The sequence below is a fragment of the Snodgrassella sp. B3837 genome (genome assembly GCF_026535955.1).
Classification (GTDB): Bacteria; Pseudomonadota; Gammaproteobacteria; order Burkholderiales; family Neisseriaceae; genus Snodgrassella; species Snodgrassella alvi_E.
This window is the reverse complement of sequence record NZ_JAFNPI010000011.1, coordinates 168720-192985: the sequence shown is the minus strand read 5'-3', so window position 1 is coordinate 192985 and position 24266 is coordinate 168720. Positions and strand designations below refer to the sequence as shown.

At 45.3% G+C, this 24266-nt stretch carries 23 protein-coding genes; 11 read left to right on the top strand and 12 right to left on the bottom strand.

What is annotated here, in order from left to right; translation table 11 throughout:
• Positions 1-51 precede the first annotated feature (51 nt).
• The 5 genes from J3U67_RS04925 to J3U67_RS04905 all read right to left on the bottom strand — a co-directional run bounded on the left by J3U67_RS04925 (position 52) and on the right by J3U67_RS04905 (position 4286).
• Entirely contained in the window at positions 52-831 is a 780-nt protein-coding gene (locus J3U67_RS04925) for a ParA family protein (RefSeq protein WP_100151582.1), read from the bottom strand.
• Positions 828-1463 (bottom strand): 16S rRNA (guanine(527)-N(7))-methyltransferase RsmG, encoded by a 636-nt coding sequence (gene rsmG / locus J3U67_RS04920; RefSeq protein WP_100141179.1) that lies wholly within the window; start codon positions 1461-1463, stop codon positions 828-830. Before rsmG ends, J3U67_RS04925 begins: the two co-directional genes overlap by 4 nt.
• Positions 1460-3349, bottom strand: a complete 1890-nt coding sequence (gene mnmG, locus J3U67_RS04915) for a tRNA uridine-5-carboxymethylaminomethyl(34) synthesis enzyme MnmG (protein WP_267391027.1) — start codon at positions 3347-3349, stop codon at positions 1460-1462. The genes rsmG and mnmG overlap by 4 nt, the downstream gene beginning before the upstream one ends.
• A gap of 150 nt (positions 3350-3499) precedes the next feature.
• Positions 3500-3823: a hypothetical protein gene (locus tag J3U67_RS04910; protein WP_100141177.1), complete on the bottom strand. Its 324-nt coding sequence runs from the start codon at positions 3821-3823 to the stop codon at positions 3500-3502.
• A gap of 25 nt (positions 3824-3848) precedes the next feature.
• On the bottom strand, positions 3849-4286 hold the full coding sequence (locus J3U67_RS04905; RefSeq protein WP_100156695.1) for a surface-adhesin E family protein: 438 nt from the start codon (positions 4284-4286) through the stop codon (positions 3849-3851).
• A gap of 93 nt (positions 4287-4379) precedes the next feature.
• Here J3U67_RS04905 and recQ point away from each other — a divergent pair, with 93 nt between their 5' ends.
• The 5 genes from recQ (at position 4380) to J3U67_RS04880 (ending at position 10913) form a co-directional block, all read left to right on the top strand.
• Positions 4380-6170, top strand: coding sequence for a DNA helicase RecQ (gene recQ / locus J3U67_RS04900; RefSeq protein ID WP_323811351.1), 1791 nt, complete (start codon positions 4380-4382; stop codon positions 6168-6170).
• A gap of 63 nt (positions 6171-6233) precedes the next feature.
• Positions 6234-6995, top strand: coding sequence for a DUF4184 family protein (locus J3U67_RS04895; RefSeq protein ID WP_267404053.1), 762 nt, complete (start codon positions 6234-6236; stop codon positions 6993-6995).
• 363 nt (positions 6996-7358) lie between these two features.
• Positions 7359-9500, top strand: coding sequence for an anaerobic ribonucleoside-triphosphate reductase (gene nrdD, locus J3U67_RS04890; RefSeq protein WP_267404051.1), 2142 nt, complete (start codon positions 7359-7361; stop codon positions 9498-9500).
• 2 nt (positions 9501-9502) lie between these two features.
• Positions 9503-9973: an anaerobic ribonucleoside-triphosphate reductase-activating protein gene (gene nrdG / locus J3U67_RS04885; RefSeq protein WP_267390817.1), complete on the top strand. Its 471-nt coding sequence runs from the start codon at positions 9503-9505 to the stop codon at positions 9971-9973.
• Between the two features lie 379 nt (positions 9974-10352).
• A complete protein-coding gene (locus tag J3U67_RS04880; protein WP_267391028.1) occupies positions 10353-10913 on the top strand; it encodes a hypoxanthine-guanine phosphoribosyltransferase in 561 nt (186 codons plus the stop codon).
• A 905-nt stretch (positions 10914-11818) separates the two neighbouring features.
• Here the strand turns inward: J3U67_RS04880 and J3U67_RS04875 are convergent.
• The 3 genes from J3U67_RS04875 to argE form a co-directional block, all read right to left on the bottom strand.
• Positions 11819-12040 carry a hypothetical protein gene (locus tag J3U67_RS04875; protein ID WP_267390818.1) on the bottom strand — a complete coding sequence of 74 codons (222 nt, stop codon included), beginning with the start codon at positions 12038-12040 and terminating at the stop codon, positions 11819-11821.
• Between the two features lie 429 nt (positions 12041-12469).
• Entirely contained in the window at positions 12470-12868 is a 399-nt protein-coding gene (locus tag J3U67_RS04870; protein ID WP_267404049.1) for a cytochrome b562, read from the bottom strand.
• Between the two features lie 177 nt (positions 12869-13045).
• On the bottom strand, positions 13046-14203 hold the full coding sequence (gene argE, locus J3U67_RS04865) for an acetylornithine deacetylase (protein WP_267390820.1): 1158 nt from the start codon (positions 14201-14203) through the stop codon (positions 13046-13048).
• 131 nt (positions 14204-14334) lie between these two features.
• Between argE and J3U67_RS04860 the strand changes: the two genes are divergently transcribed.
• The 5 genes from J3U67_RS04860 (at position 14335) to fghA (ending at position 18059) form a co-directional block, all read left to right on the top strand.
• The gene (locus J3U67_RS04860) at positions 14335-14559 is read left to right on the top strand and encodes an RNA-binding S4 domain-containing protein (protein ID WP_267390821.1); all 225 of its coding nucleotides are present in this window, start codon (positions 14335-14337) and stop codon (positions 14557-14559) included.
• On the top strand, positions 14556-14717 hold the full coding sequence (locus J3U67_RS04855; RefSeq protein WP_100141167.1) for an oxidoreductase-like domain-containing protein: 162 nt from the start codon (positions 14556-14558) through the stop codon (positions 14715-14717). Before J3U67_RS04860 ends, J3U67_RS04855 begins: the two co-directional genes overlap by 4 nt.
• Before the next feature lie 9 nt (positions 14718-14726).
• On the top strand, positions 14727-15563 hold the full coding sequence (locus tag J3U67_RS04850; protein ID WP_267390822.1) for a PHP domain-containing protein: 837 nt from the start codon (positions 14727-14729) through the stop codon (positions 15561-15563).
• A gap of 459 nt (positions 15564-16022) precedes the next feature.
• The gene (locus tag J3U67_RS04845; RefSeq protein ID WP_267390823.1) at positions 16023-17132 is read left to right on the top strand and encodes an S-(hydroxymethyl)glutathione dehydrogenase/class III alcohol dehydrogenase; all 1110 of its coding nucleotides are present in this window, start codon (positions 16023-16025) and stop codon (positions 17130-17132) included.
• 84 nt (positions 17133-17216) lie between these two features.
• The gene (fghA, locus tag J3U67_RS04840) at positions 17217-18059 is read left to right on the top strand and encodes an S-formylglutathione hydrolase (RefSeq protein ID WP_323811352.1); all 843 of its coding nucleotides are present in this window, start codon (positions 17217-17219) and stop codon (positions 18057-18059) included.
• Positions 18060-18063: 4 nt separating this feature from the next.
• Here the strand turns inward: fghA and pyrI are convergent, their stop codons facing one another.
• Together pyrI and pyrB are read right to left on the bottom strand one after the other, a co-directional pair.
• The gene (pyrI, locus tag J3U67_RS04835) at positions 18064-18522 is read right to left on the bottom strand and encodes an aspartate carbamoyltransferase regulatory subunit (RefSeq protein ID WP_267391030.1); all 459 of its coding nucleotides are present in this window, start codon (positions 18520-18522) and stop codon (positions 18064-18066) included.
• 7 nt (positions 18523-18529) lie between these two features.
• Positions 18530-19471 carry an aspartate carbamoyltransferase gene (gene pyrB / locus J3U67_RS04830; protein ID WP_267390824.1) on the bottom strand — a complete coding sequence of 314 codons (942 nt, stop codon included), beginning with the start codon at positions 19469-19471 and terminating at the stop codon, positions 18530-18532.
• Positions 19472-19715: 244 nt separating this feature from the next.
• Between pyrB and J3U67_RS04825 the strand changes: the two genes are divergently transcribed.
• Positions 19716-21896: a primosomal protein N' gene (locus J3U67_RS04825; protein ID WP_267391031.1), complete on the top strand. Its 2181-nt coding sequence runs from the start codon at positions 19716-19718 to the stop codon at positions 21894-21896.
• Positions 21897-22087: 191 nt separating this feature from the next.
• Here the strand turns inward: J3U67_RS04825 and J3U67_RS04820 are convergent, their stop codons facing one another.
• Together J3U67_RS04820 and J3U67_RS04815 are read right to left on the bottom strand one after the other, a co-directional pair.
• The gene (locus J3U67_RS04820; RefSeq protein ID WP_267390825.1) at positions 22088-22984 is read right to left on the bottom strand and encodes a glycosyl transferase; all 897 of its coding nucleotides are present in this window, start codon (positions 22982-22984) and stop codon (positions 22088-22090) included.
• A gap of 195 nt (positions 22985-23179) precedes the next feature.
• The gene (locus J3U67_RS04815) at positions 23180-24175 is read right to left on the bottom strand and encodes an LLM class flavin-dependent oxidoreductase (RefSeq protein WP_267390826.1); all 996 of its coding nucleotides are present in this window, start codon (positions 24173-24175) and stop codon (positions 23180-23182) included.
• Positions 24176-24266 lie beyond the last annotated feature (91 nt).

Sequence of the window (24266 nt, the reverse complement as noted above, 5' to 3'; positions counted from 1 at the left end):
TGGTTGACACTTATTGTTGTGCTGATGTTATTACCATGAAAATGAATAATTCTATGTCTGTTTAGTGGCTGTGCGCTGCAAAATTTCGTCAGCGAGCGCGAGATATGCTTTGGTACCAGTGGCTCGTGGGTCGTACTGCAATGCAGGCATGCCATGACTGGGAGCTTCGGCCAATCGAATATTACGCGGGATAGGGGTACTGAATAGCTGATCAGGAAAATGAGTCATTAACTGTTCATCCACCTGTTTGGCCAGTAAGCTGCGTGGGTCATATAATGTGCGCACAATACCTAGTATTTCGAGCTGAGGGTTGATGGCCTGACGGATTTTACGCACAGTAGCAATAAGGTCGGAAATCCCTTCCAGTGCATAATATTCGCATACCATTGGTACAATGATGTGACGTGCAGCTACTAATCCGTTGATGGTTAATAGGGTTAATGTGGGCGGGCAATCAATAATGATGTAATCATATTTATCGGCTACCTGCGCCAGCGCATTTTTCAAACGCATTTCTCGTGCCAGCTCTTGTACCAGCTCGACTTCAGCACCAGCCAGAGCTCTATTTGCAGGCAGAACATCAAAGCCGCCATGTTGTGCAGTAATTATGGCGTTGTTTATCTCTTCATTACCTAACAACACGGCATAGACGCCGTTGGTGACGTTACCTTTATTGATGCCGCTACCAGTTGTGGCATTACCCTGCGGGTCGAGGTCAACAATCAATACTTTGGACTTTTTTTCCACCAGTGAGGCTGCCAGATTAACAACGGTGGTAGTTTTCCCCACACCACCCTTCTGATTGGCTACGGCAATAATATGTGCACTCATGCATGCTCTTTCTTGCGGACAATCACCATGTGACGTTCTGCATCCAGATGGGGGACACTGAGTTTATCCACACGTACCAGCTCAACATTTTCAGGCAAACGTTCGATTTCCTCATATGGATACACGCCTTTCATAGCCGCCCAATATCCACCTTTTGCCATCAGTTGTTTGGTAATGGTGACAAAATCGTTTAATTCGGCAAACGCACGGCTAGTGATTACATCAAACTGTTCACCCACCATGGCTTCTACGCGAGCGGTAATCACTTGTACGTTAGTTAAGCCCAGTTCGATTACTGCCTGTTGCAGAAATGAGGTTTTTTTGCTGTTGGCATCCAGCAAAGCAACAGGCAGATCCGGACGGGAGATAGCTACAGGGATGCCTGGCATACCACCGCCGCTGCCAACATCTATCAGACCACGGGCTTTTTCCACATAGGGCAGTAGCGTCAGGCTATCGAGGATATGATGACTAATAACATCCTGATCATTACGCAACGCGGTGAGGTTGTAAGTGCTGTTCCATTTTTTTAACAGTTCTACAAAAGCCAGCAGTTGTAATTGCTGTGGTACGGTCAGGTTGATATTCATTTGCTGCAAACCTTGTTGCAGCATCGTTTTCATGTCGCTCATGCTGTTTTTGCTCCCTCAAAACCCCGTTTTAGGTGGACCATCAGTAAAGCAACCGCTGCCGGTGTGATACCGGAAATACGGGACGCCTGTCCTACAGTTTCGGGACGATACTGATTTAATTTTTGTTGTACTTCGGCGGAAAGGCCTTTTACCAATGAGTAATCAATGCTATCTGGCAGTTTCATTTTTTCCAGATTCTGGCGATGGCTGATTTCTTCGTTTTGTCGTTCAATATAACCCTGATATTTTGCCTGAATTTCCACTTGTTCTGCCGCATCACTATTCAGTATTTCCTGTTGTGCATTGGGCAGAGTCATTAAGTCGGCATAGCAAACGTTTGGCCGGCGCAACATGTCCAGCAGGCTGGATTCTTTGCTTAAAGGCTGACCGAGTACGCGTTGTTGCTCAGCTATCGGCAGATTAAGAGGTGTATACCAGACATGGCTCAGGCGTTGGAGTTCGCGTGCGACAGCTTCCTGCTTGTGCTGAAATATTTGCCACTGTTCATCATCCACCAATCCTACGCTGCGCCCCAGCTCGGTAAGCCGCATATCGGCGTTGTCTTCTCGCAGTTGTAGGCGGTATTCAGCACGGCTAGTAAACATGCGATAAGGTTCGGTCACGCCTTTAGTAATGAGATCGTCAACGAGTACGCCTAAATAAGCCTGATCACGTTGCAATACTAGGGGTTCAGTTTCTCGGGTATACAATACGGCATTAGCACCGGCGAGTAATCCTTGTGCAGCAGCTTCTTCATAACCAGTTGTCCCGTTGATTTGTCCGGCAAAAAATAGGCCGGAAACAGTTTTGGTTTCAAGACTTGACTTAAGGTTACGAGGGTCAAAATAGTCGTATTCAATGGCGTAACCAGGACGTAAGATATGGGCATTCTGCAAACCGGGCATGGAATGAACCAGTTGTAGTTGGATATCAAACGGCAGGCTGGTGGAGATACCATTAGGGTAATATTCGTGTGTAGTCAGCCCTTCCGGCTCCAGAAAAATTTGGTGACTGTCTTTGTCTGCAAATCGATTGATTTTATCTTCAATAGACGGACAGTAACGCGGGCCGACGCCTTCAATTTTGCCGGTGAACATCGGGCTACGGTCAAAACCGCTGCGAATAATGTCGTGGGTTACGCTATTAGTATGGGTAATCCAGCAAGATATCTGTTGTGGGTGCATAGCAAGGTTGCCACGTACAGAAAATACTGGAGCAGGATTGTCTCCTGGCTGTTCCTGCAATTGACTGAAATCAATGCTGCGCCCGTCTATCCGCGGCGGTGTACCGGTTTTCAATCGTCCCTGCGGTAAATTCAAATCTCTGAGACATCCAGATAAATGTTGTGCTGCGGGGTCTCCGGCACGGCCACCAGCATAATTTTCTAATCCGATGTGAATTTTTCCGGCCAAAAATGTACCCGCAGTCAGCACAATAGCGCGGCTGCGAAAGGAAACTCCCATAGATGTCATAACGCCAACTGCTCGGCCGTTTTCAACAATAATATCTTCTACTTGCTGCTGAAATAATTGCAGGTTAGGCTGGTTTTCCAGCATGGAACGGATGGCCGCTTTATATAGAATGCGATCAGCCTGCGCCCGTGTTGCACGTACTGCCGGCCCTTTTGATGCATTCAGACGTCTGAACTGAATTCCGCTCTTATCTGCTGCCAATGCCATTGCGCCACCCAGTGCATCCAGCTCACGCACTAGATGGCCTTTGCCTATGCCGCCGATAGACGGATTACAAGACATTTGTCCCAGCGTTTCGATATTGTGAGTCAGTAATAATGTGCTTGCACCCATGCGCGCAGCAGCCAGAGCGGCTTCTGTACCCGCATGGCCGCCACCAACCACAATCACATCGTATTCAATCGGATAGTTCATTTTGACAACAGTTGATTCCATAACGTTGTTTTTTCACGGAACAACGCTTAAGCAAAAGTGTATTATTTTACGCGAGCTGCAGCTGTTTGTCAGGCCGATAAATTGATAAACGGATTTTACTTCCAGTAGTTGCCTGAACGGTGCATTGATTTAACGGCTGTGCACAGCCTGCCAAGCCGCATCCAGTCTGGCACCGGCGGCCTGCAATGCTGCATCGGCTTGCTGCCGCTGCACATCGGCCTGATTAAAATCACTTTGCAAGCGGGTAACATTATCCTGTGCATTCTTCAACTGTAGCTGTGCTGACTGCAACTGGGTTTGCAGCTGTAAGGCACGGCTCTGGCTGGCACTTTGCCCAGACAATGCGGCCTGATAGGCTTTCTGTGCGCTGAGCAATTCTACATCTGCTGGAGATTCTGCCCATGCCGATACGGCCAAACCTAAAATTATCCATAAGCTGTATTTTGCTTTCATGCCTGATTACTTTCTATTAGCAAAATTAATGGCTACATACGTGCTGATATTGCTGCTCGGCAGCAGAACCACTGGTGATACCCATCGGACGCAGATCGGTTTCGCCAAAATGATCCTGACGAATCAGCTCACCATGCGCATCCAGCAATTCGACATCAAGCACGCGGAACAATTTGCGGCTGCAGTCTATCTGAGTAGTGCTCAATGCAGTTTTATAGGCTGGTGTGTTGCTGTAATACTGCTGTTTCGGGTCGATAACGGTTTTACGGTCACGAAAGGTTACCATATTACCCTGACGTTTAATGCTGCCGCTATCCAGTGCATATTGAATATTACCGCTGGCTGATACACCCAGCTCAATCCAGCTGCCGCTGGCTTTGGGCACGTTGGTGGTGGTACAGGCAGCCAAAATAGAAGATATAGCCAAACTGGCTGTTAGGTGACGGATACTAATGATTTTCATGCTGATTCCTTATAACAGCAATTGGTTAGCTGTCGGAAATAGAGGTAAGTTGCAGTACAATACCCGTTTCAGATTCAGTGTAACAGGTGTTTTGTGACTCATGCCGTGCAAATTCTACACGATGTTTTCGGCTATCCCGAATTTCGCGGGCAACAGGCTGAAATCATCGACACGGTGGCAAGTGGCCATCATGCACTGGTATTAATGCCTACCGGCGCAGGTAAGTCTTTATGTTATCAAATTCCAGCCTTAATGCGCGATGGTGTGGCCATCGTTGTGTCACCGCTGATTGCACTCATGCAGGATCAAGTCACAGCTTTGAATGTAAATGGAATTGCAGCTGCTTGTGTTCACGGTGGTACTAGTGGCGAAGAGATACGGCGTATTGCCGATGATATTGCTTCTGAACACCTGAAATTATTGTATGTAGCACCGGAACGGCTGGTTATGCCACGCTTTTTACAGTTTCTACACCAAACGCCTATCAGTCTGTTTGCTATTGATGAGGCACATTGTGTAAGTCAGTGGGGACATGATTTCCGCCCCGAGTATCAGCAGCTGGCAATACTAGCAGATGAGTTTGCCTCTGTACCACGGATTGCGCTAACGGCTACCGCAGACAGCGCCACACGTGCTGATATTCAGCATTATCTGGCTTTAAATGATGCTCGCCTTTTTGTTTCCAGCTTTAATCGTCCCAACATTGATTATCAGGTTGTGGAAAAAAACAATGGCAAAAAACAGCTATTACAGTTTATTCGCAGCCAGATGCCGGGTGAAAATGGCATTGTTTACTGTCTCTCGCGCAAGCGAGTGGAAGATATTGCCGCTTTTCTAACGGAAAACGGTCTGACCGCTCTGCCCTATCATGCTGGACTGGACTGGGAGACCCGCAGCCAAAACCAACGCCGTTTTACACAGGAAGATGGCATTATTGTGGTAGCGACAGTGGCTTTTGGAATGGGTATCGATAAACCTGATGTGCGTTTTGTCGCCCATTTGGATATGCCAGCCAGTATTGAACATTTCTATCAGGAATCGGGCCGCGCTGGCCGTGATGGCCTGCCTGCTACCAGCTGGCTGTGTTATGGCCTGAATGACTGGGTATTGCTGCGTGAGCGGATTCAGCTGGCTGAGCGTGATGAAGCGCAAAAACTCATTGATTTGCAAAAATTGGATGCGATGCTGGCTTTCTGTGAAACGGCCGATTGCCGACGCCAGCTGTTATTGCGCTATTTTGGCGAAGACAGCCAGCCATGCGGCCATTGTGACAACTGTACTGACCCACCAACTCGTTTTGACGGTACTGTATTGGCGCAAAAGCTGCTGTCCTGTGTGTATCGAGTGGGGCAGCGTTTTGCCACTGGCCATGTGATTGATGTGTTACGTGGGCGCAAGTCGGAGTGGGTGTTGCGCTATGGCCATCAGCAGTTATCCACTTTTGGAATCGGCAATAAACTGACTGTTAAGGAATGGCGTACGGTGGTACGGCAATGTGTTGCTGCCGGTTATCTTAATGTTGATATAGCCAATCAGGCTTTGCAATTAACTGAGCAGGCACGCGCAGTATTAAAAAATCAGCAGCAAGTCTGGCTGCGCCCGCTGAAACATGACAAAACCCGCAGTAGCCGTAATAATGATATTTGGCTGCGCACCGAGCGCGAAGAACGCTTATGGCAAACCTTGCGCCGTTGGCGCAAAGAGCGCGCCAGTCAGAATAATGTGCCTGCTTATACCATTTTTGCAGACCGTACCTTACAGGATCTGGTCCAACATCCCCCATCCAAGCTGGCAGATTTAAATCATATCTATGGACTGGGTGAAAGCAAAATAAAGCATTTTGGTGCCGATATTCTGGCTTTGTGTCGCGAATGGGCACAATAATGGTTTAACGATTAGGCTGCTTAAACAACTTCCCGATTCTTGACTTGTAAACAGCTTTCGCTTATGCCCTTCACTTTCTCACACCCTGCCATTATTTTACCTTTATACCGTTTCAACAAATGGTTTTCTATGACCGGATTGATTATTGGCAGCATGTCACCAGATTTTGAATATTTTATTCGCATGAAAATGTTCGGTATCTATGGTCACGCCAATATCGGTATTTTTCTACTTAATATCTTATGTGGATTAGCAATAGCTTTTATTTTTCATCTAATTATCCGCAATCCTTTCATTCTGCATTTGCCCGCTTGTTTGCAGCAACGTTTAAATGTTTATCTCAGATTTAACTGGACGGAGTATTTTTGCCGCCACTACTTGGTAGTTATCTTTTCGCTGTTTCTAGGTAGTTTATCGCATGTATTATGGGATGCATTTACTCACCCATCTGGCTGGTTTGTCAGCCATAGCCTTGTGCTAAAACAGTCAATTGCCTTGCCTTTTTTACAGCCATTGCCTGTGTACAAATTGTTGCAGCACGGCAGTTCCATCGGTGGTTTGTTGGGTATTGCTGCCTTCATCCTGTTGATGCCGCGGTCTGATTTAGCCGTTATGCGCATTGATTACCGTTATTGGCTACTGATTGCAGTATTTGCTTTGCTGATAGCGGGCATTCGTATTAGTTTTAATCCTGATTGTCTGCGCAGTGGTCATTTTATTGTTACTATTATTACGTCATTTTTTCTCAGTACATCGTTGGTTTCACTTTATACAATGTACAGTAAAAACCGCACTGAAAACTTGTTGCAAGGCGATCACCAATAACTCATTTTATCAATTGAACTATATAAGTTATTAGCGATGGCACGAATCATTAGCTTCGCCGCCAACAAGCAAGAAATGACCATTTTTTACACTGCACTTTCATTTTTCTAAATTATTGATTTTTATAAATTAAATATCATTGTCAACTCGATTTGATGCGCTATATCAAATAAAAGCAAAAAATGCTGCTTTATTCAAAACAGCAATCCCATATATAGTAAAAAAAAGAGCAACAGGGGTACTTTGCTACTAAATATAGTATCTATTATTTCTATATACCCCTTGCAAGGCCAATTGTTATACCTGAAAGACATGCAGTAACTGCTACCAGATGTTAGCGGCAGCAGCAGAAGGACTATCAACATGAAACCCATTGTAATTAAGAGAGATGGTTGCCGCGTTCCCTTTGATGCAACGCGTATTGAAGAAGCTGTACAGCACGCGGCCAGTGCGTCAAACATTATTGACAATACCTACTGTGCACAGGTAGCTGCTCACGTCAGCAGCAGCATGTCCAGTCGTGAATGTGTGGATATTCATGATATTCAGCAGGCAGTAGAAGACCAGTTAATGGCCGGTCAGTATAAAGAACTGGCACGAGCCTACATTGAATACCGTCATTCGCGCGATGTTGCGCGCGAATCTCGCGGACATCTCAATCGCGAAATTCAGGGTTTGGTAGAACAAACCAATTTCAGTCTGCTTAACGAAAATGCGAACAAAGACAGCAAGGTAATTCCCACCCAGCGCGACCTACTGGCTGGCATTGTGGCCAGACATTATGCTCAGCAACACCTGTTACCACGCGATGTGGTATTAGCACATGAGCGGGGAGAAATTCATTATCACGATTTAGACTACGCACCGTTTTTTCCAATGTTCAACTGCATGTTGATAGATCTAAAAGGCATGCTGACCAACGGATTTAAAATGGGCAATGCTGAAATCGAACCTCCTAAATCTATTGCCACAGCTACCGCTGTTACCGCACAGATTATCGCGCAGGTGGCTAGCCACATTTACGGTGGCAGCACCATAAACCGGATTGATGAAGTGCTGGCACCTTTTGTCCGTACCAGCTACGACAAACACTTTGCCGTAGCTCAGGAATGGCAGATTGCCAATGCTGAAGACTACGCCCGTACTCGCACCGAAAAAGAATGCTACGACGCTTTTCAGTCACTGGAATACGAAGTCAACACCTTGCATACTGCTAATGGTCAGACTCCTTTTGTCACTTTCGGCTTTGGTCTGGGCACCAGCTGGGAAAGCCGGCTAATTCAAACCGCTATTCTGCGCAATCGATTAGCTGGATTGGGCAAAAATGGCAAAACGGCTGTCTTTCCAAAACTGGTTTTCAGTATTAAAGACGGCGTGAACCACAAAGCGTCAGACATTAACTACGACATCAAGCAACTGGCTCTCGAATGCGCCTCCAAACGTATGTATCCGGATATCCTGAACTACGAGCAGGTTGTAGCTGTGACTGGTTCCTTCAAAACGCCGATGGGCTGCCGCAGCTTCCTCAGTCGTTATGAAGAAAACGGTCAGGAAATTCATGAAGGACGGAATAATCTAGGCGTAATCAGCCTGAATCTGCCACGTATTGCCATCGAAGCCAAACACGATGAAGCACGGTTCTGGCAACTGCTGGAAGAGCGCCTGCAACTTTGCCGCAAAGCCTTGATGACCCGCATTGCCCGTTTTGAAAACGTCAAAGCACGAGTGGCACCAATTCTGTATATGGAAGGAGCCTGCGGCGTGCGTCTGCAAGCCGACGAACCCGTAGCAAATATATTCAAAAATGGCCGTGCCTCCATTTCTCTGGGCTATATCGGCCTGCATGAAACCATTTATGCCCTGTACGGCAGCGACATCCATGTGTTTGACAGTGACAACCTGCGTCAGAAAGCCATAGCTATTGTCGAGAAACTGCGCCGTGCTGCCGACCAGTGGAAAACTGAGACCGGCTATGGCTTCAGCCTTTACAGCACTCCGAGCGAAAACTTGTGTGACCGCTTCTGTCGTCTTGATACCGCTGAATTCGGCGTAATTGACGGTGTAACCGACAAAGGCTACTACACCAACAGCTTTCATCTAGATGTAGAAAAAAAAGTTAATCCATACGACAAAATCGATTTCGAAGCACCTTACCCAAAAATGGCCAGTGGTGGCTTCATTTGTTACGGCGAATACCCTAATCTGCAACACAATCTCAAAGCATTAGAGGACGTATGGGATTACAGCTACCGTCATGTACCTTATTACGGCACCAATACGCCCATCGACGAATGTTATGAATGCGGTTTTAGTGGTGAATTTTCCTGTACCAGCAAAGGCTTTGTCTGCCCCAAATGCAGCAACCATGATCCGGCACGCGTATCCGTCACCCGACGTGTCTGCGGCTATCTCGGTAGCCCCGACGCCAGACCGTTTAACACCGGCAAACAGGAAGAAGTGAAAAGACGAGTCAAACATCTCGGCCAGCAGTGTGGTGCTCTGTAAACATGAATTACCATCAGTACTATCCGGTAGATGTCGTCAACGGTCCTGGTACGCGCTGCACCTTATTTGTTGCTGGCTGCGAACATAAATGCCGCGGCTGCTATAACGCAACCACATGGCGAACCGACTCTGGCAAGCCATTTGACCAGCAGTTGGAAGACCGCATCATCAGCGATCTTAACGACACACGTATTATCCGGCAGGGACTGTCACTCAGCGGTGGCGACCCACTGCATCCACATAACCTTAGCGCTATTTTGCATCTGGTGAAGCGAGTGCGGCAGGAAACAGAGCATAAAGACATCTGGCTTTGGACCGGCTACACACTGGCAGAACTATCAGTAGCGCAACAACAGGTGGTAGCAGAAATAAACACCTTGGTTGATGGTAAATTCATAAAGGAACTGCGAGATCCAGCATTAATTTGGCGTGGAAGTAGCAACCAGCAGATTCATTATCTGCGCCCAGCGTGATTCTTAATTCAGCATCGTTGAGATGCGCATTATTCAGCGCATCTCAACGATGCTTTTAAACAAACACTACAAATAAATTCTATTAATAAACCATCAACTTAGCCTGCAATACCAGTTCCTCCCTGCCAAATGTAGCGGAAATTGGCATAAAATTTGCCTTCGCTGAATAAATTTTTGGGATAATTTACGCTTCATTTTGCTTACAATCGCGAATTTAACTCTACCATAGTGCTATTTCCCTCAATTGATACAGCACAAATTTACCCAAATAAACCTTAGCCTACACCGTCTGCTTCTATGCTGTGTCTATAACCGACAACCGACCAGCAACAGAACCCAAACGGTTTTTTACGCACAGACACGGACACCACCGATGAGCATAATTGATTTAACCGCCAAACGCGCTGAAACACAGGCCATGCTAGATACAGCAGAGCTGCTGTTTGACCGCAACACCTGTGAAACGAAACTGGAACAGATGGCTGCGGACATCACAGCTGCACTCAGTGACAAATATCCACTGGTATTACCGGTAATGGGTGGCGCAGTAGTATTTACTGGGAAATTATTGCCATTACTGCGTTTTCCATTGGATTTTGACTATATTCATATTTCACGTTATGGCGATAAACTGCATGGTGGTAACTATCAGTGGCTGAGAGCACCACAAAACGCCGTAGTTGGACGCCATATACTGGTACTGGATGATATTCTTGATGAAGGGCATACACTAGCAGCCGTTAAAAAACAGATACTGGAAATGGGTGCAGCCAGCTGCGCCACCGCTGTATTTGCCAATAAACTGATTGATAAAGACAAGCCGATTACTGCTGATTTTGTCGGACTGGATGTCCCCAACCGTTACGTCTTTGGCTATGGCATGGATGCTGAAGGAAAATGGCGCAATCTAGATGAAATTTACGCGCTGGCAGAAGATTAGTAACTTTGTAGCAAACAAAAACTTTTCGTTATAATTTGCCACTATCTGGATATTAGAATTGGAAAATAAAATATTTTGGCTAAAAATATGATAATAAAATATTAAGTACTAACAGCCACCAACTCAAATTTTAAAATCATCATTCTAATCTTTCCCTCAACTAATACCCGTAAATTCAAGCTACTATATTCAATTAGCTTATCAGGTCTATGCCTGATAAGCTGCTTATAATATGTAAAATCTGGCCAGATATAAAATATAAAATCAGCAGCAATCTTTATCCTAAGCGCTAAAATTAATTCTACCGTAGCAGCATGCTAATCAACTGTAAATCAATTACATGCAAAAACTTGAGCTAATAAAAAAATTCTGCAAACTATCGCTTAAATCTAAGCGTATAGAAGATTCATTTTAATTATTAATATATCCAATCAGCATTTACACAAGGAGTATCAAAATAAAAAACCAGTATGGATCATAAAGCCAATATAAAATTGCTCATAAAGTGAATTTTTTTATGCAGATTTAGATAAAAATTTTAATTTTAAATTTTTAGCATATTTCAGCTATATTTATATAATAACATTCACTATTATGCAAACAGCAATACATAATAATCAAATAATATAAATATTTATATTATTCATATTATTTTTTTACATTAGTCAGTCTGCTCAATCTATAATTACATTAATTAGTAAATCATAATATTTATTTAACACATTCTTGACAAATATAAATATCCGACAGTATGATGGCCGAGCCGTATTCAATAGTACGGCCAGCTCTGGAAGGCTGTTTTATCAGACAGATAAACCATTGAATTTTTGCAATAAATGGTTTTTTAAATCTGTATACCAAGTCATTGACATACCTTTTCCATGGTAGACAATGGCAGGGAGGCATTATGCCTGCCGGTTCTGATTAACGGTCTTCCAGCCTTGCCATTCTTCTGCCGCCACATGCGTCTGGAAGCGCAAAGCGGTGTTGGTAGAATAATCAGGAAAGGCAGTGTTAATGACTATTTTTTTGGCAGTAAACCGCCATCTGGAGGCGTATATGTTACGCCTGTTTCCGCCAGCGAAATTTATAATCGGCGGAATACAGGTTCTATTGGGATTTGCCATATCAATTGGCGTAAAAACAACACCTTTGGGTAAGATGAACCGGCAATTTTCAGCATTAGCCTAAAATACCCCAGAAAACCGATTATTTACCTAATGAAACCTGACAACGTAGCAAATTGAGTATTATAATCAATAATGAAGTAGTTAAATTTTAATAACACTAAATTTATTGTATAAAGTATATTTTTTTCATTACTACAATTTTATCCGATTGTAAAAAGGGGTTGAAAAAATGCTTCAGAAAAAAGCTTACCTATCGAATTTCGGATGATGCCAGCATAGCAATAAAATACTGAGCATCATCTACCGATTAATGTTTATTTGTCTATGTTTCCTGGTTCTTTAGCTTTTAAGGGGCGGAACCAGGCTTTTTGCATTTTGGTACAACGTTATAATTTTAACATATCATCTGCATAATCCACAGTCATTTCAGTGCTTCATGGCTGCATGCCCCTCATCTCGCAACTGCAGAATTTTTCTGCCCTCGGTTTTGGCTTCAGCCAGTTTGCCGGCATTCACCAACTTACCAGTTTTATCAATTTCAGCAATCAACCTATCTATTTCAGACTGATAAACTTTCAGTTTCGGATTATTAGTCGGCGCCTTGGCCAGAGCGGATGGTTTTTGTGCCCGTGCAGCCACGGCCGCCGTACGCATATTAGCTAAAGCCTTACGTGCATCTGCAACGGTCTGAGCAGAATTGAATCGTGCATAGCTCATGGTAATCGCCCCCATATACATATTCACTTCATTCGCCTGTACAGTTACACTGGATACGGTCAGCGATAGACACAATATTCCTACTGACACGAAATCTTTTGTCTTCATTTGATTTTCCCATTATTACAATCATTGGTAGCATTGCATATGCAGCTACATACGCGGAACAACAGAGCAGCTTTATCCACTGTGGTGAATCAGGAAAGCGTACATCTCCTGACAAATTATTTTAACAAGTGCTCATCTTGATACAGAATCGGCCTAAGATATCTCTTTTAATAGCGCTTACATACTTTGTATCTGAATCAGTTTGCGTAGAAAAACATCACAGCGACTAAGCTGCTCTAATTCAATATATTCGTTAGCCTTGTGTGCCACCGTAATACTGCCAGGACCACACACTACGGTATTGATACCACTATTTTGAAACTGCCCCCCCTCAGTAGCGTAAGCTACTTTAGCCTGTTGTTCAACATCCACAAGACCAGCAATCAGCTTATGCAGGTAATGATTATTTGCATCATTTAAAGGAGGAACATTTACGACATGGTTTAGTTTGATAGCAGCTTCCGGCGCCACTTTGCGCATAGCCGGCAAAAGTTGGGTCGAAATATATTGCCGGATAGGCTCAATTAGTTCGTCGACTGTCATATGTGGAAGATTACGGTAATCAAATTCAAAAGCACAGTAATCAGGTACAATATTAATAGCTGTACCACCACGAATTAGGCCAGTAGAAACAGTAGCAAACGGAACATCAAATGCATGATCCAAATCAGCACGTTGCTGCAATTGCTGAGCCAGCTGATTAATAAAGACAATTAAACGAGCGGCATACTCAATTGCGTTTACTCCATCCGGAGTCAGTGAAGAATGTGCGTTTTTACCCTGTACCTCGCAGCAGAATGTATGAATTCCTTTATGTGCCACCACCATCTGCATCGATGTAGGTTCGCCAACAATACACGACTCAGGCTGTAGCCCCCTTCTCTCCAATTCTGCCAGCATCACCGGTGCACCCAAACATCCCACCTCCTCATCAAAAGACAAAGCAATATGCAAGGGTGCTTTCAGTCTCGCTGTCTGCATGGCAGGCACCGCAGCAAGCACACTGGCAATAAAACCTTTCATGTCACTGCTGCCTCTGCCATAAACACAGCCATCCCGCACATCGGCCACAAACGGGTCTGACAGCCAGTTCTGTCCATCTACCGGTACCACATCAGTATGGCCTGAAAATATCAATCCACCGGAAATACGACCATCTGTGGCAGGGATCGTTACAAACAGATTAGCTTTATCACCAGCAACATTTTGTGCCAGCCAGGGCGACAATTTCCGGCTTTCCAAATAATCTGCTACATAATTAATCAAGGCTAAATTACTCTGACGACTGGTGGTATCAAATGAAATAAGCTGACATAACCAGGAAAGGGTATCCACAAATAAATCTCCAAAAAATTTCCGGCTTAATAAGCCCCTATTTTATGCTTTTAACTTAGCATTGACATCAAACAATACACTGCTTGATGCTGATAATCGCTACAATATACATTTACTGAAAGGCACCACACATGAAACAGCATTTTGATTTAACAGGACATCCATATGTAGCTTTATGTGATTTACTTAAACTGACCGGACTGGCAGAAAGTGGAGGCCGAGCCAAACAAATGATTGCTGAAGGCTTGGTTCAACGTAATCAGCAGCCAGAGACACGTAAAACGGCCAAAATTATCGTCGGAGACTGTATCGGCGTGGGTAACACTGAAATCTACGTGATTAACACTCAGGTATGAATACGCTATCATCATTAACACCACCAGTACCACCGGAAGACTGGGAGTGCTGCAACAGCGATTGTGGCGAGGCCTGCGTCTGGCAGATTTATTATCGTGAAAAAGCCAACTATGAGGCACATCTGGCTCAACTCACCTCATCTTCTTGCGACCAATAATATTTATTCATGAGTATTGATTTACATTGCCATTCAACCATTTCCGATGGGGTGCTGACTCCAGAAGAAGTCGTTCAACGTGCACATGCCAACGGTTGCACGATGCTGGCGCTGACTGACCACGACCACACCGGCGGGCTGGCGGCAGCTCGTAAACAGGCAGAATTATGTGGCATCCAATTAATCAATGGCGTAGAAATTTCCGTAAGCTGGCGCGGGCGAACTATACACATCGTCGGCCTGAATATTGCACCCGAAGATGAGCTGTTGCAAACCTTGCTGCTGGGCCTACGCAGCGGCCGGCTACAACGATTACAGGCCATTGCCAGTAAACTGGAAAAAAAAGGTATCAGGGGTGCCTATGAAGGCACACTGGCACAGGCCACTAATATTGACATGGTAACACGCACCCATATAGCTGATTTTCTGGTTAATAGCGGCCATGTAAACAAAAAAGCAGACGCTTTCCGCAAATATTTGGCCGATGGTAAATCGTGCAGTGTCCGTCACCAATGGGCAGAACTGACCGAGGTTGTTGCTGCCATTCGCCATGCAGGAGGCATTGCAGTGATAGCTCACCCCATGCGTTATGAACTTTCGGCCACGGCACGACGTAATCTGTTCAGTGAATTCAAAGCTTGTGGTGGAGTAGCTATAGAAGTACACAGTGGCCGTTCCGGACTCAACGACCGTCTAAACTATGCCTTAATGGCACAACAATTCGGATTTTTGGCCAGCTGTGGCAGTGATTTTCATCGAGATGGTGATTTCGGCGGTGGCTTACTAGGCTGCTGCCCCGAATTACCACCTATCTGCGTACCAGTCTGGCATCATCTGACAGATTAACGGCATATGCGATTTAATTCAGACAAGTAAATCTTATAGGCCTAGATCACCAAATGCATATTGACGGTTTACTTAGTGCAAACAAAGTTTATCAAGCATTGTGTTATTGCTGCAAAATACACTCGGTTTGCTGCCTGCCCAGAGGCACACAAACAATAATGCAAAATTGTTAAACCGTCTTCCCGCTTTTTATTCGATGTCAATACAATTCAAATATTTGTATGCATAAAAACAGCGCATCATTCAATAAAGCAAATAAATTATACCGATGGACACCCTGACCATCATCAACGCATTACCTCAAACATAATAAAGCTACATTTCTAACGGATACTTGCATCATTTTTCTGATTATATTTCACCATCCATAGCAGCAATCACAAATAAGATAGCTGTTATACTGAGAGCATTTGGCTGGTTCAGCTAAACTCTCAATATAATCAACCCTGAGGATAAAGAATGAAATCTCGTGCCGCCGTGGCCTTCGCACCGGGTAAAGCATTAAAAATTGTAGAAGTAGATGTTGCACCGCCCAGAGCGGGAGAAGTTCTCGTCAGAATTACCCATACCGGTGTCTGTCATACCGATGCTTTTACTTTGTCGGGTGCCGATCCAGAGGGTGTATTTCCGACGATTCTAGGCCATGAAGGCGCTGGTATTGTGGTAGAAGTAGGTGCAGGGGTAACTTCGGTCAAACCAGGTGACCATGTGATTCCTCTCTATACCGCTGAATGTAGTAAATGCTTATTTTGCCGCTCAGGCAAAACCAATTTATGCACCGCAGTGCGCTCTACTCAGGGTAAAGGACTGATGCCTGATGGCACCACACGTTTTACCTATCAGGGTCAACCCATTTATCATTATATGGGCTGTTCTACATTTAGTGAATATACCGTTGTCGCGGAAGTTTCATTGGCCAAAATCAATCCAGCCGCCAGACCGGAAGAAGTGTGTCTGCTCGGCTGCGGCGTCACCACCGGCATTGGTGCGGTACACAACACGGCTAAAGTACAAGCAGGCGATAGTGTGGCCGTATTCGGGCTGGGTGGTATTGGGTTGGCTGTGGTTCAAGGGGCACGGCAGGCTGGTGCTGGACGAATTATCGCCATTGATACCAATCCGGCCAAATTCACGCTAGCCAGACATTTCGGCGCTACCGAATGCATCAATCCTGATGATTATGAAGAGCCCATCCAGCAGGTTATTATCCGTCTCACCGAATGGGGTGTGGACCATAGCTTTGAATGCATCGGCAATGTGGACGTAATGCGAGCAGCACTAGAATGTGCTCATCGTGGCTGGGGGCAAAGTATTATCATCGGTGTAGCTGGTGCCGGACAGGAAATCGCCACGCGCCCTTTTCAGCTGGTTACCGGACGTATTTGGAAAGGTTCTGCATTTGGCGGCGTGAAAGGACGATCACAACTTCCGCGTATGGTGGAAGAAGCCATGCAAGGCAAAATTGAGCTATCACCTTTCATTACCCATACCTTGCCACTAGCCGACATCAATCAGGCGTTTGAGCTAATGCACAGCGGAGAATCTATCCGCACCGTGATTTACTATTGAATCCACACCTTGCTATGGTTTCAATTTTAATCATAATACTGCGGTAAATCATATTCATCCAACGAGCAGAACGGATAAGCTACCATGACTGAAATCACACTGCTGAACAAACATAAACTTTTTAATGGCGAACAACGGCGCTACCAACATTACAGCCACTTCAACCACTGCAACATGACTTTTTCTATATATTTGCCATCACGTGCATTACAAGGGTACGCGCTGCCCGTAATCTATTGTCTTGCTGGCCTTACCTGCACTGATGAAAATTTTTCCATCAAAAGTGGTGCCCAGCGTTTTGCTGCAGAGTGGGGCATCGTTCTGGTAATGCCCGATACTAGCCCACGCGGAGCAGAAGTTGCCAACACCGATAGTTACAGTCTGGGACAGGGTGCCGGTTTCTACCTCAATGCCACTCAACAACCTTGGGCACAGCATTATCAAATGTACGATTATGTAGTCACAGAACTACCCGTACTTATCGAAAAGCATTTTCCTGTTACTAGTCAGCGCAGCCTGTGTGGGCACAGCATGGGCGGCCATGGTGCATTAATGATTGCACTGAAAAATCCACAACGCTATCTTGCTGCATCAGCATTTGCTCCCATTGCCCATCCCATGAACAGTGCATGGGGAAAAGAAGCATTTAGCACTTATCTGGGCAATAATCAGGCTGAATGGGCAGCTTACGACAGTACTGAGCTTATTCAGCTATACCCACCATCCTTACCCATTCTGATTGATCAAGGTAGTGTAGATGAATTTTACCCTGAACAATTACATCCTCAGGATTTCATAGTAGCAGCTAAAAGCAAAGGAACTGATATCCGTTATCACCTACGTGAACATTACGATCACAGTTATTATTTTGTCAGTACATTTATCGAAAGCCATATCAGCTTTCATGCTGAAGCATTCGGACTATAGGTCATCAGGCTTCAATCACAGATTCACGCGCAAAGGTTTTCTCACAATAATGACAGCGTAAACGGGTTTCGCCATGGCTCAACTGCACTGTAAAACGGCTTTGTACCGGTTCACCATGGCTGGCACAATTGCTGTTCGGACAGCAAAAAACCTCAGTAATGGCTTCTGGCAGCGTGAGCATGCGTTTACGCACCACTTTAAAATTTTCAATATCATTGACAGTTGCTCGAGGTGCAAACAAAGCCAGTCGGTTAGCCGCTGCATCATCCAGAAAATGACCAGCTATTTTAATGATATCTTTGCTGCCATTGGACTGGCTACTCAGATTAAAACCCACTGTAACCGCATTACCGGAATGCAGCAACTTGAACTGGCGCAGAATATTCAGCCCCTGCCCTACCGGAATGTGATCAATTACCGTACCGTCTTTAATCGCCTCAATACTTAATCTGGTCTGATTCATCATTGCTTTAACCTCGTGCACTGTCCGCATCAGTTTCTTCATTCAAAATTGCTGCCAAAATCGCCTGACGCGCATACATACCATTATTCGCTTGCTGAAAATAATAAGCATGAATACTCTCATCGACATCCGCATGAATTTCATCTACCCGTGGTAAAGGATGCAGAATTCGCATATTCGGTTTTGCCTGCTTCAACATAGCCGCACAAAGACTAAAATGACCATTAATTCGTGCAAATTCTTGCTCATCAAACCGCTCCCGCTGTATGCGTGTCATATACACAATATCAGCCCAAGCCAGCGCTTCCTCAAGATTATCTGATGTGCGACAGACAACCCCGTCCTCGTCCAGCTGCTCACAGATATAATTTGGCATGGCCAGAGTGGGAGGAGATACAAAAATAAACTCACAGCCCCAGCGGCTCAGAGCCTGAGCCAGTGAGTGTACTGTGCGCCCATATTTCAAATCACCAATCATGGCAATCTTCAAATTCTGCAAGGTTCCCTGTGTTTCGTATATCGTCACTAAATCCAGTAAAGTTTGAGACGGATGCTGATTAGTACCATCACCAGCATTAATCACGGGAACATGAGCAAATTCACTAACAACACGTGCTGCACCGTCTTTAGGATGGCGCATAACGATTGCATCAGCATAATTACTGATAATTCGTGCCGTATCAGCCAAAGTTTCGCCCTTTTTGGCACTGGTATTGGCACCATCAGCAAAACCGATAACTTTTCCTCCCAGCCGTTGAATCGCCGTCTCAAACGACAACCGTGTTCGCGTAGAAGGCTCAAAAAAACACGAACCAATTAATCGTCCCTTCAACAACTCAGTCTGCGGCTGCCGCTTTAACTGCAACGCAAGCGTCAGTAAGAACTCCAGTTGCTCTGTGGATAAATCATTTATCGAAATAAAATGTTGGCGAAAAAGCGGATTAGCCATAATTTAACTTTCAGCATTTAACAACAGGCATAAAAAAACCCGCTTGGAAACGGGTATACATATGGTCATTAACTGTTCAAAAGCAACAACTGCTTCAGACACAACAATAAGCTGGCTGCAAATATTGTCATTTTTCAGTTACTCCATATTAACTAAGTGAATTATCTCATAAACACTCCCACGGTAAAAGCCAGCCACTTTGAGTTACAATAAACAAATCATTGCCCATTTACTCCTGATTACATTGATTTACCATCAACTGGCACTGAATGTGCCCCTCTACCCACTGTTAACATACGCCCATCCAACCACCTTGCCGGCAGGAACAAGGGTAGCCGTACGCTTTCGCAACCGATTGGTAGCAGCCATAGTATGGGAAAGTGATATACAGCCGGAAATAGACCTTAGCAAAATACGACCCATTGAGAACATTTTATCGGATGGCTGGCAATTGCCCGCAGACTGGCGTGCACTACTTAGCTTTACTGCGCGCTATTATCATTATCCTCTTGGACAAGCTGTGATGGCGGCCCTACCCAAAGGTCTGCGTCAGCCTCAAGCCGTGCCATTACCGAAACAAGAACACATTTACAGCCTCAATGCCCTTGGACGCATCCAGCCAGCACCTCCGGCTCGTTATCATAAACAAAATGCATTATGGCAGAGACTATTAGCCGCTCCAGCCACTCTGCACCAGCTTAAAACCATACATACTCAGGCATCACAATATCTTAAACAGTGGCAACAACAAAACTGGATAGAAGCCAGTCACATACCGGCTTGTGGACCTATACCGACCAGCCGGCATCAGCTCAATCAGCAACAGCAACTAGCCAGTGCAGAAGTACAAACCAGATGTGGACAATTTGCCCCATTTCTATTGTATGGCATTACTGGCAGTGGTAAAACCGAAGTCTATTTCGACATCATGTCCAATATAATGCAGCAAGGTAAACAGGTACTGTTTTTGCTGCCCGAAATCAACCTCACACCGCAGCTTATGCAACGGGTACGCCAGCGTTTTCCACATACAGTTACTACTGTATTACACAGCCAGACCGCAGCCGGACAACGTACCACCAACTATCTTCAGGCAGCTCTGGGGCAGGCAGCTCTGGTCATCGGTACACGTCTGGCCATATTTACCCCCATGCCTAATCTAGGCCTGATTGTTGTCGATGAAGAGCACGATTATTCATTTAAACAAGAAAGTGAATTACGCTATCAGGCACGTGACCTGGCTGTCTGGCGGGCGCGGCAGGCAGCTTGCCCAGTGGTACTGGGTAGTGCCACTCCGTCATTAGAAAGCTGGTATAAAACGCGGCACGGAGATTACCAATTACTGCAACTGAGCGAGCGGGCACACTCCAACGCCCAATTGCCACAAATACATTTACTCGATATCCGCCGCTTACCACTGGATAATGGTATCAGCGATATCATCAAGCAAAAACTGCAAACCAATGTCGCTCGCGGTGGTTTAAGCATGGTTTACCTAAACCGAAGGGGTTTTGCCCCAGCTTTATTCTGCGATGCTTGCGGTCATACTTTCGGCTGCCCGAATTGCTCCGCCAACCTGGTTTTACATCAGCATGCAGGTCTGCTACGCTGCCATCATTGTGATTTTCACCAGCCCATACCCCCATCCTGCCCTGAATGTGGCAATCAGGACTTGACCGCCGTTGGACAAGGCACTCAGCGCATTGAAGAATACCTGCAGCATCTACTCCCTAGTGCACGCATTCTTCGGGTAGACCGTGATAGCACTGCTCACCGACAAGACTGGTCGGAAATCTATCACACCATTATGCGTAAAGAAGTAGATGTATTGGTCGGCACCCAGATGCTGGCCAAAGGCCATGACTTTCCCCATCTCAATCTAGTGGTGGTTTTAAATGCAGACAACAGTCTCTATAGCGCCGATTTCCGTGCTCCTGAACGTTTATTTGCCGAATTAATGCAGGTAAGTGGCAGAGCCGGCAGAGCCGACTGCACTGGTGAAGTATGGGTACAAACGCGTCAGCCGGAACACAAAGTGTACCAAGCTTTGGCGGCACAGAATTATGTAACTTTCGCCACGGCAGAACTGGCAGAAAGACAAGAGCTGGGCATGCCGCCATTTAGTTATATGGCCGCCATCCGCGCAGACGCTCACACCATGCACGAGGCGCAACAGCTTTTACGGCAAGCACAACAAGGAATCGAGCAGCAGCATGCCTTACCTGCCAATGTCAATGTCTTCGGTCCAGTACCGATGCTGATGGCTCGACTGGCTGGGTACGAACGCGCACAAGTATTTCTAGAAAGTAAAAACCGGCGCGACCTACACCGCAGCATTTCATTATGGCAAAATTGGCTCCTGCATCTGGAAAAAAGCAACCCTCATACACGTTGGCTAATAGATGTCGACCCACTGGAAATGTAGCTATACTCCATATATATTTTTTCCTGAGAGTTTGCTTAAGGCTATTCCATACCAGACATGCGTTTCAAGTATCGGAACAACTAAACAGTCATTCTAATTTTCACAGTTACTCATAATTTACAAATATAATTATCAAAAAAAACGGTCGCTAGCTGGGACAGCAAACGACCAGATTTATTCAAATAATTTGTTTAAGCGCGACCGGTCAGACCGTGCCATGCGCGCGAAAGCCAAGATTTCTGTTTTTTCTGACGCGTCACTTCATTACCATCATAACCAACTTGTGACTCTTTCGGAAATGCACCAAATGGCTTAACAGCATAATTTTCCAGTTTATAACCAGCATCCAGCGCCTCCTGATAATACTGATCAAACAATTCAACCAGATCCTTACGCGGATGAGGCAAAATATCACTGTCAAACCAATGTTTCTGACCAGCAGCGGCTAGACGCGGTATGGAGTATTTATGACTGAACTGAGTACCCATATCTGAATAATGCAGAATTTTCATCTGTTCAATCGGCATCCCTTCTCCATCGACACAATTCCAAGCCGCCTTATAAGCCTGTACCCATTCCGGATGTTGCTTAAACTTTGCCATCATTTTCTTATGCGAATCAGGGTCAGCACGCAAACTAGCCAGCTCAGGCAAAATCGATTTAGCTTTGGCGCAATCCCAGACACAAGTACACAATCGAGTAAATCGTTTACCCTTAGCATGATCATGTACTTCTTTAGCCGCAACAATCGCTTCGCCTTCAATCGGATGTGCCCACAATTCCGCTATATCAGCCAATACAATCATATCCGCATCCATATAAATGGCGCGTCCCTCATAATTACAGGCGGCTGGGATCCCCCAGCGAAAACCGGAAAATGGCGTTGCCCACTTTTCTGTATGCCAGCCTGCACCCGTTTGTGGATCAGAATACCACGGACTGTTCGGATCATGACTTAATTGCATCCAGACGATTTCTACCGGCCGCGATGTGTGTTTATGGATACTGTAATCCACCACCATCATCTGCTCCAGATCACAGTTATTCGGGTCACAACCCACAAAAACCTTAATAACATCGTTGCTCATGCATAGACTCCCGATTTCGCTTACATTTTAAGAATAATTGTAATATTACAGCAAAAAATACCAAGGCAAATGATAAAAATAATCAAATAACACTTGATTTGGGGCAAATAATGCCACAACACTAGACTAAAATTTGCCACATCTGAATCATAACTCGCTACGAAATACTATCTTTCAGCCTACCCAAAACCATACTTAACCAACATTATCAGCCACTGTCTTAAAAATATTATAAGACTCAAGCAACTTATCCATATCATAAATATAGCTGACTGCCATCACTTCATCCGGTTGCAAACGCAAGACATATCCTTCTAACTGCTGCCTAACTGTTTCTGGTGCGCCCAATAAAGTACAAGCGGTAAAATTTCGTACGTATGCTTCTTCTTCAGCTGTCCACAAACCATCCATAGACGGTACTGGCTGATGCAGCGCTTTCCGATTATTCCGAATCAGCCCCAGCACAGACTGCAACTGCGTCGTTTGTAAATAAAGAGCCTCATCATCAGTAGCAGCCGCCACCAGATTTAGACAGAGCATAAAAAAAGGTGCAGCCAGTTGAGCAGACGGCTGGAATCGCTCACGGTAAATAGCAGCTGCTTCATCCAGAAAACGCGGAGCAAAATGCGCCGCAAAGACATAAGGCAAACCCAGACTGGCTGCAAGATATGCACTGTCGGTGCTAGAACCCAATATATATAAGGGAATATGAGTGCCCATACCCGGATAAGCCTTTACTAACCCCTGCTGTTGCTCATCACCTAGATAACGTTGCAACTGCACCACATCATCCGCAAATTTAAGCGAAACATCGTTCAACTGGCGCCTCAGAGCAGCTGCGGTTACTCTGTCTGTTCCAGGCGCTCGCCCCAGCCCTAGATCAACTCGGTGCGGATAAATTGTAGCTAGAGTGCCATATTGTTCAGCCACCAGCAACGGACTATGGTTAGGCAACATCACACCGCCACTGCCTACACGAATATGATGCGTATGGCTCAGCGTATGGCCGATCAATATCTGTGTCGCCGAACTGACCACCATCGGCATATTATGATGTTCAGCAATCCAGTAGCGTACAAACCCCAGCTGTTCGGCTACCTGTGCCAGACGCAACATATTCCGTATTGCCGAAGCTGCCGTACCATTGTCTCGACGCGGCACCAGATTCAAAATTGAAACAGGTATCGCCATAAAACTTCCCGTCTTTAAAATACACAACAGAGACTAAGTTATTCCGTTCTTCACCAAATTACAAATATATTCAATTCAAATACAAAAAAAC